This is a genomic window from Psychrobacter proteolyticus (assembly GCF_038155145.1).
Taxonomy (GTDB): Bacteria; Pseudomonadota; Gammaproteobacteria; order Pseudomonadales; family Moraxellaceae; genus Psychrobacter; species Psychrobacter proteolyticus_B.
In genome coordinates this window covers 1-14,328 of sequence record NZ_JBAKAY010000008.1, presented here as the reverse complement: position 1 = coordinate 14,328, position 14,328 = coordinate 1, and the positions used below count along the sequence as shown (strand labels likewise).

15 protein-coding genes are annotated in these 14,328 nt (G+C 43.1%); 5 read left to right on the top strand and 10 right to left on the bottom strand.

The features are described from left to right. Positions 1 to 100: 100 nt before the first annotated feature. Both ahpF and V6252_RS10690 read left to right on the top strand, forming a co-directional pair. Positions 101 to 1,678: an alkyl hydroperoxide reductase subunit F gene (gene ahpF / locus V6252_RS10695; protein ID WP_341610423.1), complete on the top strand. Its 1,578-nt coding sequence runs from the start codon at positions 101 to 103 to the stop codon at positions 1,676 to 1,678. Between the two features lie 259 nt (positions 1,679 to 1,937). Continuing rightward, a complete protein-coding gene (locus V6252_RS10690; protein ID WP_341610421.1) occupies positions 1,938 to 3,386 on the top strand; it encodes an alanine/glycine:cation symporter family protein in 1,449 nt (482 codons plus the stop codon). A gap of 74 nt (positions 3,387 to 3,460) precedes the next feature. Here V6252_RS10690 and V6252_RS10685 read toward each other — a convergent pair whose 3' ends face one another. From V6252_RS10685 to V6252_RS10660, 6 genes are all read right to left on the bottom strand, one after another. Then, positions 3,461 to 4,210 (bottom strand): glutathione S-transferase family protein, encoded by a 750-nt coding sequence (locus V6252_RS10685; protein ID WP_341610419.1) that lies wholly within the window; start codon positions 4,208 to 4,210, stop codon positions 3,461 to 3,463. A 198-nt stretch (positions 4,211 to 4,408) separates the two neighbouring features. Further along, positions 4,409 to 5,266: a bile acid:sodium symporter family protein gene (locus tag V6252_RS10680; protein WP_341610418.1), complete on the bottom strand. Its 858-nt coding sequence runs from the start codon at positions 5,264 to 5,266 to the stop codon at positions 4,409 to 4,411. A 387-nt stretch (positions 5,267 to 5,653) separates the two neighbouring features. Continuing rightward, positions 5,654 to 5,986, bottom strand: coding sequence for a TIGR01244 family sulfur transferase (locus V6252_RS10675; protein WP_057761521.1), 333 nt, complete (start codon positions 5,984 to 5,986; stop codon positions 5,654 to 5,656). 63 nt (positions 5,987 to 6,049) lie between these two features. Further along, positions 6,050 to 6,376: a beta-lactamase hydrolase domain-containing protein gene (locus V6252_RS10670; protein ID WP_341610417.1), complete on the bottom strand. Its 327-nt coding sequence runs from the start codon at positions 6,374 to 6,376 to the stop codon at positions 6,050 to 6,052. 236 nt (positions 6,377 to 6,612) lie between these two features. Further along, complete coding sequence (locus V6252_RS10665) at positions 6,613 to 8,316, bottom strand: SulP family inorganic anion transporter (RefSeq protein WP_341610416.1); 1,704 nt, start codon at positions 8,314 to 8,316, stop codon at positions 6,613 to 6,615. Between the two features lie 46 nt (positions 8,317 to 8,362). Beyond that, entirely contained in the window at positions 8,363 to 8,650 is a 288-nt protein-coding gene (locus V6252_RS10660) for a metalloregulator ArsR/SmtB family transcription factor (RefSeq protein WP_341610414.1), read from the bottom strand. A gap of 393 nt (positions 8,651 to 9,043) precedes the next feature. On the opposite strand from V6252_RS10660, the gene V6252_RS10655 reads away from it, so the two are divergent. The 3 genes from V6252_RS10655 to trxC all read left to right on the top strand — a co-directional run bounded on the left by V6252_RS10655 (position 9,044) and on the right by trxC (position 11,127). After that, complete coding sequence (locus V6252_RS10655; protein WP_102091850.1) at positions 9,044 to 9,916, top strand: MBL fold metallo-hydrolase; 873 nt, start codon at positions 9,044 to 9,046, stop codon at positions 9,914 to 9,916. Between the two features lie 29 nt (positions 9,917 to 9,945). Beyond that, positions 9,946 to 10,566 carry a class I SAM-dependent methyltransferase gene (locus V6252_RS10650; RefSeq protein ID WP_341610411.1) on the top strand — a complete coding sequence of 207 codons (621 nt, stop codon included), beginning with the start codon at positions 9,946 to 9,948 and terminating at the stop codon, positions 10,564 to 10,566. A gap of 123 nt (positions 10,567 to 10,689) precedes the next feature. Further along, complete coding sequence (gene trxC, locus V6252_RS10645) at positions 10,690 to 11,127, top strand: thioredoxin TrxC (protein WP_341610410.1); 438 nt, start codon at positions 10,690 to 10,692, stop codon at positions 11,125 to 11,127. A 187-nt stretch (positions 11,128 to 11,314) separates the two neighbouring features. Here the strand turns inward: trxC and V6252_RS10640 are convergent, their stop codons facing one another. The 4 genes from V6252_RS10640 to V6252_RS10625 form a co-directional block, all read right to left on the bottom strand. Next, positions 11,315 to 11,710 carry a hypothetical protein gene (locus tag V6252_RS10640; protein WP_102091853.1) on the bottom strand — a complete coding sequence of 132 codons (396 nt, stop codon included), beginning with the start codon at positions 11,708 to 11,710 and terminating at the stop codon, positions 11,315 to 11,317. Positions 11,711 to 11,876: 166 nt separating this feature from the next. Next, positions 11,877 to 12,236, bottom strand: coding sequence for a SirB2 family protein (locus V6252_RS10635; RefSeq protein WP_057761505.1), 360 nt, complete (start codon positions 12,234 to 12,236; stop codon positions 11,877 to 11,879). A 74-nt stretch (positions 12,237 to 12,310) separates the two neighbouring features. Further along, positions 12,311 to 12,631 carry a BolA family protein gene (locus tag V6252_RS10630; RefSeq protein ID WP_341610407.1) on the bottom strand — a complete coding sequence of 107 codons (321 nt, stop codon included), beginning with the start codon at positions 12,629 to 12,631 and terminating at the stop codon, positions 12,311 to 12,313. A gap of 301 nt (positions 12,632 to 12,932) precedes the next feature. Next, entirely contained in the window at positions 12,933 to 13,745 is an 813-nt protein-coding gene (locus tag V6252_RS10625; RefSeq protein ID WP_341610406.1) for a M48 family metallopeptidase, read from the bottom strand. Between the last annotated feature and the right edge of the window lie 583 nt (positions 13,746 to 14,328).

The following is a 14,328-nucleotide window of genomic DNA, read 5'->3' as shown; positions in this document are numbered from 1 at the left end:
ATATAACCTTTTATACAAAATTATTAACACCAACTATTTTATATTTAGACGCGTAGCATGACAGCTACCGTTACATATTCAGTCATAATGAGGAACAAACATGATAGATCAGAATTTATTAGATGCCGTTAAGAGCTATAGCGAAAACATGACACGCCCAATTACCTTTGTATTAGGTAATGGTACGCATGCAAAACGTGCAGAATTGGTAGATTTTTTGACCAAGATTGCTGGAACAACAGACAAAATCAACTTCGATGCAGAAGCAACTGACGATAGTTTGCCTAGTGCAATTAGTTTCAAAGTAGTCAGTCACATTGATGACGCATCAAACGATACTGGTATCGTATTCAGCGGTATCCCAGGTGGTCATGAGTTTACGTCATTGATTTTGGCGATTCTGCAAGCGGGTGGTCATACGCTAAAGTTGGATGAAGGCATACAAAAGTTAGTTAAGCGCTTTAATAAGCCATTACAGTTCCAGACCTACGTGTCATTGTCATGCCATAGCTGCCCAGAAGTCGTTCAAGCATTGAACCAGTTCGCGCTATTAAATGATGGTATCAGCAATGAGATGATCGATGGTGCATTGTTCCAAGAGCAAGTAGAAGCGAACAAAATCCAAGGCGTACCAGCTGTATTTTTAAACGGTAAGCCATTTGCTAACGGCTTAATCGACACTGCTAAATTGATCGGAAAATTACAAGAGCAGTTCCCTGACTTATTGTCAGAAGTAGAAGACGATGCTGAGCAATTAGAGCAGCAAGACGTCACTATCATCGGTGCTGGCCCTGCAGGTGTTGCTGCTGCTATTTATACAGCGCGTAAAGGCTTAAAAGTTACGATGGTCGCTGACCGTATCGGTGGACAAGTAAAAGACACGCAAGATATCGAGAACTTGATTTCAGTGCCGCTAACCAATGGTACGGATTTATCGACCAACTTTGTTAAGCACTTGGCTGAATACAACATCACGCTAAAAGAGCATGTGAGCGTTAAAGAAATTGGCGAGACTGAAGAAGAGAACTACAGTATCCACCTAAATACTGGTGAGACTTTTAATACTCGTAGTATCATCTTGGCGACAGGTGCTCAGTGGAGAAAGCTTGGTGTACCGGGCGAAGAAGAAAATATCGGTAAAGGCGTGGCTTTCTGTGCGCATTGTGATGGCCCATTCTTTAAAGGTAAAGATATCTCAGTGATCGGCGGTGGTAACTCAGGCGTTGAGGCAGCACTAGATTTGGCAGGTATCGTCAATCACGTTACTGTACTCGAGTTCGCTGATGAATTGAAAGCTGACCAAGTACTGATCAATAAAGCCAAAGAGAAAACCAACATTGAGTTCATTACTGGTGCAGCAACGCAAGAAATCAAAGCGACTGATGGTAAAGTATCGTCTATCGTTTACCAAGATCGCAGCACAGGTGAGACTCATGAGCGTGACTTATCAGGGGTGTTTGTACAGATTGGTTTAGTGCCAAACACTGGATTCATCAAAGGCTTCGTTGATCTAAACCGCTTTGGTGAGATCGAAATCGATGAGCGCTGCCGTACAGATCGTAAAGGTATCTTCGCTTGTGGTGATGTAACCACCGTACCATTCAAACAGATCAACATTGCGATGGGTGAAGGTAGTAAAGCAGCATTGTCAGCGTTTGAATACTTAGTTATGCAGTAAGCTGTTCAGTTTAGTTTCAGTATAAAAGGCCACCTCGGTTGAGGTGGTTTTTTTATGCTATCGCATAAATATGTCTATATAGAACAAATCCTAATATTTAGGAAATAGCCATTTGCATGAGCCAATAACGCGATTTCACTCAGAAGATATCAGTATTTACGTTACAAATTCGACATTTGCATTACAAACTCGTGTTGTTGATGCAATAATGTATGCAACAAAACCTATCATAGCGTCATGAACTATAAGGAAAATAGGCATGGAATACATTGAAGCTTTTTTCGCCCTAGTCGGGGATCTAACGTGGGGCTGGGCGCTCGTGCCTATGCTAATTATCTTTGGTTTATTATTTACCATCGTAGGTAGGTTCGCTCAGTTTAGATATTTTAAACGTATGTTCCGTGTGTTCAAAACGGATGAGGTAGGAGACGACGGAATCTCTGCCCGTCAGGCGTTGCTCGTTTCTATCGGTGGACGTGTAGGCGGCGGTAACATTGCCGGCGTTGCTGTTGCAATCTCTTTAGGGGGTCCGGGAGCGGTATTCTGGATGTGGGTTGTGGCCTTAATTGGCATGATGACCAGCATTGTGGAATGTAGCTTAGCGCAGCTTTATAAGCGTAGAGACAATGATGGTAACTTTCGCGGTGGCCCTGCGACGTATATTTTACATGGGTTAGGTAAAGACTATCGCTGGCTTGCTGTTATTTATGCGATCTCGTTACTCCTATCTTTTTCTATCGGGTTTGTGGCGTTCCAAGGCAACACGGTAGCAGGCTCAGCGCTTGAAAGCTTTGGGATTGACCGCTGGATAACGGGTCTGGTTCTGGTGATTGCAGGTGGATTTATTGTCTTTGGCGGTATTCAGCGCATTGCAAAAGTAGCCGACGTTGTCATTCCTGTTATGGCATTAATCTATATCAGTATGGCACTTATTATTATTGCGTTTAACTTTACAGAACTGCCTGCACTGATGGTAATGATTGTCAAAAATGCTTTTGGCATTGAGTCTGTCGTGGGCGGTGGTATTGGTGTGGCAATTGAGCAAGGTATGAAGCGTGGTTTATTCTCTAATGAAGCAGGTCTAGGTTCTGCGCCTAATATTGCCGCCACCGCTTACGCTACTCATCCTGTTAGTCAAGGTATCTCACAGTCATTATCTGTGTTTATTGATACGATAATCGTATGTAGTGCCACCGCATTTATGATTTTACTGAGCGGCGTGTATCAACCAGGTGCTGAAATCGATGGTATTGTACTGGCACAGCAGGCGCTAACGACCCAGCTTGGGGATTGGGCACAGTATATTCTCACCATATCGATATTGCTATTTGCCCTAAGCTCTATTATGTATAACTATTATATGGGTGAAAATGCCATTAATTTCTTGATTAAAAAGAATATCAAAATGGCGACTCTGATTTTGCGAGTTGTGGTGATTGCGGTATTATTCTTGGGTGCAGTGGCTCCTGCAGCAACCGCAGTATTCTTCTTCGCTGATCCGTTGATGGGTGTGCTAGCGCTAGCAAACTTATTGGCCTTAATAATGTTGTTTCCACGAGCTAAGCGTCTACTTGACGACTTTGCAAGTCAGTTAAGATCAGGGGTTAAAGAGCCGTTGTTTGATGCACAAGAGTATGAAAAGTTGGATCTCGATTTGAGCGCATGGGGTAAAAAAGCAGTAAAAGAAGCGTTAGACCAAAAACAGTAGTACCCGTAGGCTTTATTTCTCATGAAAGAAAAAACCACTTTAACTGAGTTGAAGTGGTTTTTTTATGCAAGATACTATTTATTCGCCAATACGCCAACGACAGACAGTATCTCGCCTGCTTCATCTTCTTCAATAATACGAGTCTCTGTCAGTGCTGATTGTTGCCACGCTTGTATGTGTGGATGATTTAACATAGTTTGGCAATACTGCTTGGTAAGTGGCTGCAAAGTAATATTAGCTGCATCAGCATAAGTCTGTAATCGCAGCACCACTGGAGCAAAAAACACATCAGCTGCTGTGAAATCTCCGAATAAGAAACTGTCTGCTGAGCGAGTTTTTAAACAATCGTCAAAGATGTCTTCGATACGAGTGATATCTGCTAAGCAAGCGCTACTTGGTTGTATCTTAGCCGTTGCTCGTATATTCATCGGCATCTCGTTACGAATACCTGTCAGTCCTGAATGCATCTCAGCCACGATGCTTTGGCAATAGGCGCTATTTATTCTACTTAGATTATTATTGCGTTTTTCAGCGTTAGATTTATCAATACCTGTCCAAATATCAATATCCGTAAAGTACTCATTAGCATGCATAGCAATCGCTAAGGTGTCCCAAACGGTTACTTTATTATCTTTTTCACCGTAGACTAAAATAGGCACTTTACCCGTTGGTGAATGCGCTTCGAGCGTTGGACGTGCTGATGGATGAAACAACTCAATAAGTTGCTCATCAAAATCAACATTGAATGCTTTGAGCAACAGCCACGCTCGTAGCGACCAAGATGAGTAGTTTTTATTACCAATAATTAATAGCGGTTTTTGCATCATAGAGTCCTATTAAGCGATAACAGTAGCATTTTATTATGTACTCAATATTGAGTATTGACCAGTCTATAAACTGAGCTATATTTCTATCATTTAAATCATATTTCAAAAAAAACGCCCCTCCAATGTTTGGAAGGGCGCTTATTTAGACGGGCACTTATTGAGAAGGGCGCTTTTTATTTCTTACATTCGCTATCATCAGTTTTTGTTTTTGATTAGGAAAATAACGGGCAGCGCAACGACATACATCAGCACACCGTACAAAGCAGCAGGCAGTGCTATAACTGGCAGTGTGCTCACACCCATGATGATAGGAGCTAAGGTAATAGCCGTTGTACTATTTTGGATACTGGTTTCTATCGAGATGGTTTTGGTATCAAACCAGCTAAGCTTTAGGACTCTAGAAATTAAGATGCTAATAGCAAATAAAATAGCAATGATAAAGATAAGTTCTAAACCAATTTGAGTGAACTGTGATTGTAGTAGTTGCCAGTTAGAGGCAATAGCAGCAAAGACAATTAGTACAAAAAACATGCTGGCCAAGCCGTTTAGAAGACTGCTGCGACGTACCATAAAGTCAGTAAATTTGTGGCGAGCAAGCATACCAAGAGATACGGGCAATGTGGTCAATAAGAACATGACTAGGCCAATCTTTATCGCGCTAATAGAGTTAGCCTGATCTTTCATGAAATGATCAAAAGCCAACGTAATTAAGATAGGCAATGTAATGACTGATAGTATGCTGACCACACCGGTCAACGCGATAGAGAGCGCGACATTTCCTTTGGTATAGTAGGTCAGCATGTTACTAGTGACACCGCCGGGGCAAAAACTAATCAGCATAATCCCAAAAGCAATCGCTGGTGGCGGAGCCGTTACTAACACGACTGCGAGTGCAACCAACGGTACCAACACAACTTGATTGATTAAACCAACAAAGAACGCTTTTGGATATTTGGCAATGACCTTAAAATCACTCAGTTTTAGCCCTGCTCCTAGAGTGAACATAATGTAGGCAAGGGCTAGTGGCAGTAATGCTAGCGCGGTATTATTCATCAAACATTCCTTGTAAAACTAAAATGCCATATCAAGATGGCTTTTTGAAAGTAAATAGCAGCGGGGCAACCTTGTCACCATACAGCTGCTCACAATCCCTGTGTTTTGGTATTTAATCGTCTAGCTATTTAGGTGTCTCAACCACCAAGCTAGATCAAGCCTATCAAATGATAATAGCGGTATTACGCTCGTATAGTAACCCACTTGTCGTGACTATTGAGGTTGGTCGAGGTTGTTGGAAGCTATCGGGAATCGGTTAGGTATTGATTGGGCAATGATAGAGCTGTTTGTGGCTAATGAAAATTTGAGCATAATGATAAGTGCAATAAAAAGCCCACAAGATTCTGTGGGCTAAATACGCTAACTGTCTAGTCTGTTCATGTTGCATTAGTCATCTAGTAAATCCATTTGCTTGGCTGCTTCATAGATACCGTTTGAGCGGTTACCCGTGCGGCAAAAAATCAGCATTGGCTGCTCAGCTTGATTAAAGAAATCTGCAAACGTTTCGACGTGAGTTTGATTCAGCTCATTACCTGCAAAAGAAATCTCTTTATAAGCAAGACCAGCTTCTTTGGCTGCTGCTTCGATTTCGGCACTGGTTGGCTGATTTGGCTCTTCACCATCAGGACGGTTGTTAATAATGGTTTTGAAACCATTTTCGGCAATCATAGGCACTTGGTCAGGCGTGATTTGTCCGGTAAAGCTAACTTCATGGCTCATAAGAGCTCCTTTTTTTATTGGTGTTGTTGGGTTTATAAAACGTGTTAGTTCGAGCTATGGTTGTTATAACAGGCCTTGCATCAATGCACCTTGATACAGTAGCTTGGCGCGTGCACCAGTGCCACAAAACATTAATATAGGCTTGGGCATTGAGTGATAGAAATCGGCAAACTGCTCGACCGTCAGCATACTTAAGCGCTCATCATCAAAAGGCAGATGCTGATACGCTAGATTTGCCTGTTCGGTAGCCGTTGCCAAATCGCAGCTATTAGGCTGTGTCTCAATCTCGGCATCTGGGCGAATATTAAGCACTGAGCGATAACCAAGCTCAGCAATCTTAACGCATTGGCTTGGGTATATTTGCTTATAAATCGTTAAATCATCGGTCATAAAATAGGTTCAGTTATATTTGTTAAGGTATATTTATTATTGAGGGTTGGGCTAAGAATATCAAAGGACTATAAATCAGCATTTTTTAGGTCGATTTCTAGGTTAATTGATTTCCTATTTAGTGCGTCTAGCATAACACAGGCGCTATCATAGCGATATTGTGTTGTAGGCGACAATAGTAATTGAGATTGAGTGAAATTAATGTATCAGCGACTTCATTACGGTCAAACTATAGATTATTTTAATGCATCGACAGCATCTAAGGTACTCAGATAGACCTGCCCTGATAGCTCACTAATCAATGGGGTATGACCGATGATGTCCATCACAGGACCTTTGATAAAGCTAAAATGTAAGCGCTTGTTCTGTAACGCCAATTCGTGGTTTAAGGTACAAAGCATTTCTTGGGCGGTCAGATCTATATGGTTGACGGCGGCCATAATCAATATGATTTCATTGGCATCGGGATATTGCTGCATGGCATTGAGGATACGTCGATGTACAGATTCACTATTACCAAAGAATAAACTCTCATCAATACGCAACATCAATAAATTGCTAAAAGTTACGACGTCATGGCGATTGATATTACGAAAATGTCCTGTACCGCCCAACTGTCCAACGACAGCTACGTGAGGCTTACTTGACTGCCAGATAAGACTGGCGAATGACACCATTAGACCAATGACCAGCCCTGTGTTTAGACCAAATATCAGAACACCGACGAACGCTGCTAAAAAGCTAGCACCATCTAAGCGATCGCGCTGCCATGCAGATTTCAACGTCGCAATATCTATCAGGCCAATGATGGAGGCCATGATGGTTGCGCCCAGTAGTGCATAGGGTAGTGGGGCAAGTGCATTGCTAAAGGCTATGAGCGCGGCCATCATTACCAGTACGGTGACGAGACTGGCAAGTGGTGTCTTCGCGCCTGAGTCGGCATTGATAGCCGTACGCGAAAAACCACCAGCAACCGCAAAACTTTGGAACAGTCCACCAGACAGATTGGCTAGCCCAAGTCCAGTCAGTTCACGATTGGCATCAAAACTCTCACCACGCAAGCGAGCATAAGTACTGGCAACTGAACTGCTCGACACAAATACGATCAGTGCCATCAATCCTGCGGTTGGCAAGAGTTTCAGCGCCTCTTGTAGATCAGGGATATGCGGTAACGTAAAGCTCGGCAGCCCTTGGGGAATACGACCGATGGTCGCCACACCATGTGTGCTCCAATGCAGTGCCATACTGAGTACGATAGCGATACCGAGTAGTATAAGCGGGAATAAGCGCTCTGCCCATTTGGCATACGACGATGATAGCCACGTCTGCCATATCCACTCACTTGCATAGCGATTGACAACCAGTAGCGCAAATGCGGTAATACCGATAGCTAAGGTTAATGGATGCAGCTGGCTGGCATAGCGTTGCATGGTAGATAGATAACCAATCAGACTATTGCCAGTGACCGGAATGTCGGTCAGATATTTGAGCTGACTGACAAATATAAGTACCGCTGCACCGCTTACAAACCCTGCAGACACGCCGCGACTGATAAACTGCATGATCCAGCCAAGTTTTAATCTGCCTGCTATCCACAGCAGTGCACCTACCATCAGTGCCAATAGGCTGGCCATCAGTGCATACTGTTCAGTACCTTGCTCAGCATAAGGCAGTAGGCCACTGGCTGTCATAATGGCGGTAATGGCAACGGGACCTACGGCTTGTACGTTGCTAGAGCCGAGCCACGCATAAACGAGGACAGGTACGATCGCTGCATATAGACCATAGACAGGCGGCAGTCCTGCAAGCACCGCGTAACCTAGGCTCTGCGGTATGACCAACACGCCCACCACTATGCCTGCGACGAGATCAGTCGGCAACGCTGAGAGCTGGTATTGACGCAGCCAAGCTGGAATCAGACGAGCGACGATAGAGGACATATCAATCACCACAGTAGATAGTACAAATAATTAGGCGAGGGCGGCGTTATTCTGCTTTGGCACAAAAACGTTGATACAGCAGATCGAGTACAGCTAGCGCATCCTCGCTTGCGATACTATAGTAAATTTGCTTACCTTCGCGGCGTGTGGCGACCAGCTTGTCTTTACGCAATATACCCAATTGCTGCGATAAGCTCGGCTGTCCAACCCCGACCAAGTCTTCCAGCTCACCGACGCAATATTCACCTTGGGTCAATTGACAGAGAAGAAGTAGGCGATCAGGATGCGATAGCGACTTTAATAGTTGGCTGGCTTGTAGCGATGCTTGCTGCATTTGCTTGGCAAGATCGGCAGGTACTAAATCTGCAGTATCAGATGACCCATCGTCAGTGGTACTGCGAGTAGGTGTACCTTCGGCTGAAATAGAAGTAGTCAGAACAAATTCCTTACATTAGATGGTAACAAATGCCATGATGTTTTGAGCAATATATAGTTGATTATCAATGATATCACGCCACATAGCAAGTTATCATTAATTACATTATATAAATTGATAAATTGTATGGTGGTTGTTATATTGGTGGCATTAGATAAGTCGTAGGAACGCATTATATACGACTGAATATCATACTTAAGGGTTAATTAAAGATAAAAATCCCTATAACCAAAATCCCTATAACCAAAATATGTATAAATAACTTATGTATAAATAATTAAAGAGGCCGCCATGCAAGTTCATTCTTTTTTAGACAGCGATACAGAAACCTATACCCACGTACTTGCTGATACTGAGCAAAAATTATGCGCCATTGTCGATCCTGTATTGAACTTCGATGCTAAGTCAGGCAGAACCAATACCAGCAGTGTCGATGAAGTGATTGAGTTTGTACGTGAGCAGGATTGGGCGCTCAAGTACATTATCGAGACCCATGCGCATGCAGATCATTTGTCAGCGGCCATTCATGTAAAAGAAAGCCTTGGCGGACAGTTAGTCATCGGTCAGCATATCACCGAAGTACAAAAAATCTTTAAGCAAATTTTTAACTTTGACACGAGTTTCCGCACTGATGCTAGCCAGTTTGATATTTTGACAGACGAAGGCGAGACCTTAGAGCTTGGCAATATTACTATCACTGCGATGTATGTACCCGGTCACACACGTGCCGATATGGCCTATCTAGCCGCTGATGATGAGAAAACAGTGGTATTCGTTGGAGATACATTGTTTGCGCCTGATGTCGGTACAGCGCGCTGCGATTTTCCTGGCGGCGATGCCAAAACGCTTTATCAGTCTATTCAGAAGCTGCTAGCACTTCCTGAAGATACCGTCATGTATCTGTGTCATGATTATCCAAGCAAAGGTCGTCAGCATTGCCCAACGACGACAGTAGCCGCGCAAAAACTAGAGAATATCCATGTCAAAGACAGTATAAACGAAGCGGAGTTTGTGCAGATGCGTGAGCGCCGTGATGCGACTCTAGATATGCCTCGCCTTATCATTCCTGCTGTACAAATCAATATCGATGCCGGACATTTCCCCGAGCCAGAAGACAATGGTACCCGTTATCTAAAAGTACCGATCAATGTCCTTGGTGGATAAGTTAAACAGTGCAATAACCGGAGAGAGCAATGAACCCTTACGAGCGCTATGTGTTACCAAAGATGATAGATATTGCCTGTAGTACGGGCAATGTGATGAAAGCGCGTTCTAAAATTGTTCCGCAAGCGCTCGGTAAGGTGTTGGAGATTGGCATTGGCAGCGGTCTGAATTTACAGTTTTATGATGCTAATAAAGTCTCTTCTATTATCGGTGTGGATCCAGCGGCTCAAATGCAGTCGCTGGCTCGTGAGCGTGCAGCTGACATTGGCATTCCGGTTGAAGTGATAGCCGTCGATGTAAAAGGTATCCATGCTGATACGGATCAATTTGATACGATTGTGATGACTTTTACCTTGTGCAGTATTGATGATCCAGTAGCGGCGCTTCGAGAAATGGCGCGCGTGCTAAAACCTAGCGGTCGCTTATTGTTTTGTGAGCATGGACTGGCACCAGATTCTTCTGTTGAGCGTTGGCAGCAGCGATTGACACCTTTTTGGAAACCTATAGCAGGTGGGTGTCATTTAGATCGCGATATTCCGGCGCTTATTAGAGAAGGTGGTTTTGCTATTGATGAGTTGAGCGAAGCGTATTTGCCTGGTCCACGACCGATGAGCTATGTGTATAGCGGTGTGGCACAGCAACTGGCATAAAGGATAAGCCCAATTAACTATGCTAAAATTATTCATGTAATCAATTAACGTAACTAGCTTTTATATAAAATGGTTCATGAACAGTATTTGAAATAACAAAATGATTAGAATAGGAATTAAATAATGAGTGAGCAAAGTTTTCATCTAGTATGCCCACATTGCCAAGCAACCAACCGTGTACCTGCTGCACGATTAAGCGCTGCGCCAAAATGCGGTAAATGTGGTCAGCCATTATTGACTGCCAGTCCGCATGAGCTCAATGCGCAAACAATCAATAAGGTTATCCAAAAGAACGATGTACTGACTATCGTAGATTTTTGGGCGAGCTGGTGTCAGCCTTGCATCATGATGGCGCCAGAGTTCAAGAGCGCTGCTAGTCAATTACCACAAGTGGTCTTTGCCAAGGTGCAAACGGATAAATATGAGCAGGCAGCCGCGCCTTACAATATTCGCAGCTTGCCAACGATGGTTGCTTTTAGAAATGGTAAAGAAGTCGCGCGACAATCAGGCGCGTTACCAAGTCATCAAATCATTCAGTGGGTACAAAGCTTACAGTCGTAACATGAGCCAGATAAGACTGTTTATCATCCAAGCTATTTATCCAAATACTTATGTTTTCTTATAAAAAACCGCAGCAATAAAACAGCCAATACGCGATCTGCATATTGGCTGTTTTACTGTGTCATGTACTGTTTTACTGTGTCATACACCATCTTGGTCGTGCAGATAGCCTTGCACTTGCTTAAGCTTATTCACCATAAATTTTGATGCCATTGGCAAAGCTACAACGCTGAATGCGCGCTGACTGGACAATTGCATCACGCTCACCATAGAGACGCGATAATTTTGCATCGCGTGCTTTGGTATTGTTGCTCTTGCCTAGACCAAAGCTGATATTCGGCGAGATACCCCAACGTCCTGCAGAGACGCCTACACCGACGCCTGATGCCGATAGGGTCGATTGCTCATTGCGAGCCGCTTCGACATAGCGGTTGACGCGAGTGTACTCTTGTCCAAGTGCTTGACAATTATAGTTTTGATAAGTACTTGGCGGTACATATTGTGGGGTGATGTTACCAGTAGAGGCACAGCCTGAGAGCGCAAAAATGCCAGCTAGTAGTGTCGCTGTCGTAAACGTTTTCATAATGGCTCCAGTAGGCTAAGTGATTGTATTTATATCTATTTAAGATAGCAAAAATAGCGTGATTAAGATATTGAAAATCCATCGATGATGAAAAATTTTCGCATCATGTCATCAAAATATCGACAGCTTTCTAAAACGATTGTTTATTAAAATAAAAAATCGCTTATTAAAATAAGTTTGCTGGCTTGGCAAAGGCAAGTATCACAATACCGATATAGGCAACGGCAGCAATAAGAATACCTGTTTTTCTTTGCACAGGTGTCGCATCAACCTTAAACGCTTTGATACTTGAGCTAATAGCAGCGATCAGTAAGATGATTTTGGCAAACACCCACTGGACAGGAGCGTTGGCACCCATCAATTGCATTAGCATCATCGCACCTGACAGGATAAGCAGGGCATAGATGATATGTGTGGCTATTTTGACTGCTCGTGGTGCGCGTCTATCTGCGCTGAGTACTAAGTAGCTTTGATATAAAAATAGCGCAACAGTCAGCGCTGCCATCAGCATATGTAGGTGTTTCATTGAATATTGCTCCCTCTAAAACTGCAGTATATAGGCTAATTTAGAATAGTTAGTTGCGATTCAAACATAATCAGCTATCTGTTTTGACCAGCACATAAGGGACTCGCAGGGCTTTGACCTTGCCATTCTGTCGGAGTATAGGCATGGATAGCGAGGGCATGTACTTGGCCACCTTGCGAAGTGAGTAAAGGCGTGACTAGGCCGTATATCAGCTGATGACGCCCGACCAGTCGTTTACCTTCAAATGCATCGCTAACGATAGTGAGCTTAAAGTGACTTTCTTTACCTTCAAAATAACCGGCATGCGACATCGACTCATTGAGCAGTTCGATGTGCTGCGGCGCAAGCGCCTGTAATTCGGCATGAAGTGCGTCGGCAGTAGGTGTGGTACTCATAACAATCCTTCAATGTATTTTGCACAATTTGATTGAGCAATCTGCAAATAATATTTATCGGCATTATAACAGACACGATAAGCGGGATAGCGTGCGATTGCCAAATCGAACAATTGCAAACCCTGCCGATTACAATGCTTATCAATTACAGTGCTTATCAACTACAATGCTTGCTAATTATAAAACCTGTAATGTCTGGCTATAATTAAAAAAGCAAAGCACAACACTGTGGCTGTACTTTGCTTCTATGATATCTAAATACGCACTGCTAAAGTGTAAAGGTAGCTAATTAGCTAATTAATTAGCGGCGCGACTGTTGATATAGAGGCGTAACTTTTGGCATCAATGACTGTAACTCTGCGATACGGCTGCTGCTCGTTGGGTGAGTGCTGAGGAATTGTGGTGGCTCACCTTGGCTTGCTTTTTGCATTTTTTGCCACAGGGTAATAGCTGCCTGAGGGTTATAACCTGCACGTGCCATCAGCTCAAGACCGATCTGATCGGCTTCGCTTTCTTGAGTGCGACTGTGGGGTAGGCTCAAGCCTAAATTACCAGCAGTACCTGCTAGCTCAGCCTGTCCTTGTGATAAGCCAAATATACTAGCAGCCAGACCGATACCAGTTTGCGTCGCATACTCGCGTGATAGACGCTCGCGTGAATGCTCACGTAATGCATGAGAGATTTCATGACCCATGATGGCAGCAATCTCATCATCAGTGAGGTTCAGACGATCGATGATGCCTGAATAAAACATAATCTTACCACCCGGCACCACAAAGGCATTTAGATCGTTAGACTTGATGGTGTGTACTTCCCATTGCCATTTGGCTGCATCTGCGCGGTAGACGCCAACTTGACCAACCAAGCGATTCGCAATATTTTTTAAACGGTTTAGCTGAGCGGTATTGGTATCTAGCACACCTTTTGATTTTGCGTCTTGTATTGTTTTGGCATAGCTTTGGGCAGATAGCGCCAATACTTGCTCACTAGACACTAATAGCAACTGCTGACGATCAACACCAACTGCGCCAGAATTGGTCGTACTGGTACAACCAGTCAAGGTCAGTGCTGACAACGAAGCGGCCATCACTGTCGTGGTTAATAACTTCTTCATAAAATATCCTCTCTATAAGATGGAAAAACATAAAGTCAAACAAGTTAAAGAATAGTGCAGCAGATGTGGGAGCCATGTTTATTGATCTTTTAGTAGTGCTCATTCATCCACTTAAACAGTAAAAGTCTACCTTAACTGCCATTGGACATAAGTATAATAATGTTAACCACCTAAAACCAAGATAGGAAAAGTAACAATAAAGCGTATGATTGTAAGTGCGATATCTTTTTATTAGAGTGAAAATAGTGAGTTTTTCCTTTATCGATTGTCTTATGACTGTTATAAAGCTAAGGGAAGTAAAGCTCAGACTTAAATTTCTATAATTAATGTGAAATATTTTTCATTTAGCTAAAATTAATTCCTGTTTTTAAATCAATTGCTTATGTTGATTTATCCGATAAAAAGGGCACTTAGCTAAAAATATTAGAAATAAATTCTAAAAAAGGTGTTGACACCCACAGAATATTTGCTAAAATAGCCAGCCTATCGAGACGGAGTAGTTGTTAACAACGCTACGGATTGATACTAAGCGGGAATAGCTCAGTGGTAGAGCATAACCTTGCCAAGGTTGGGGTCGAGAGTT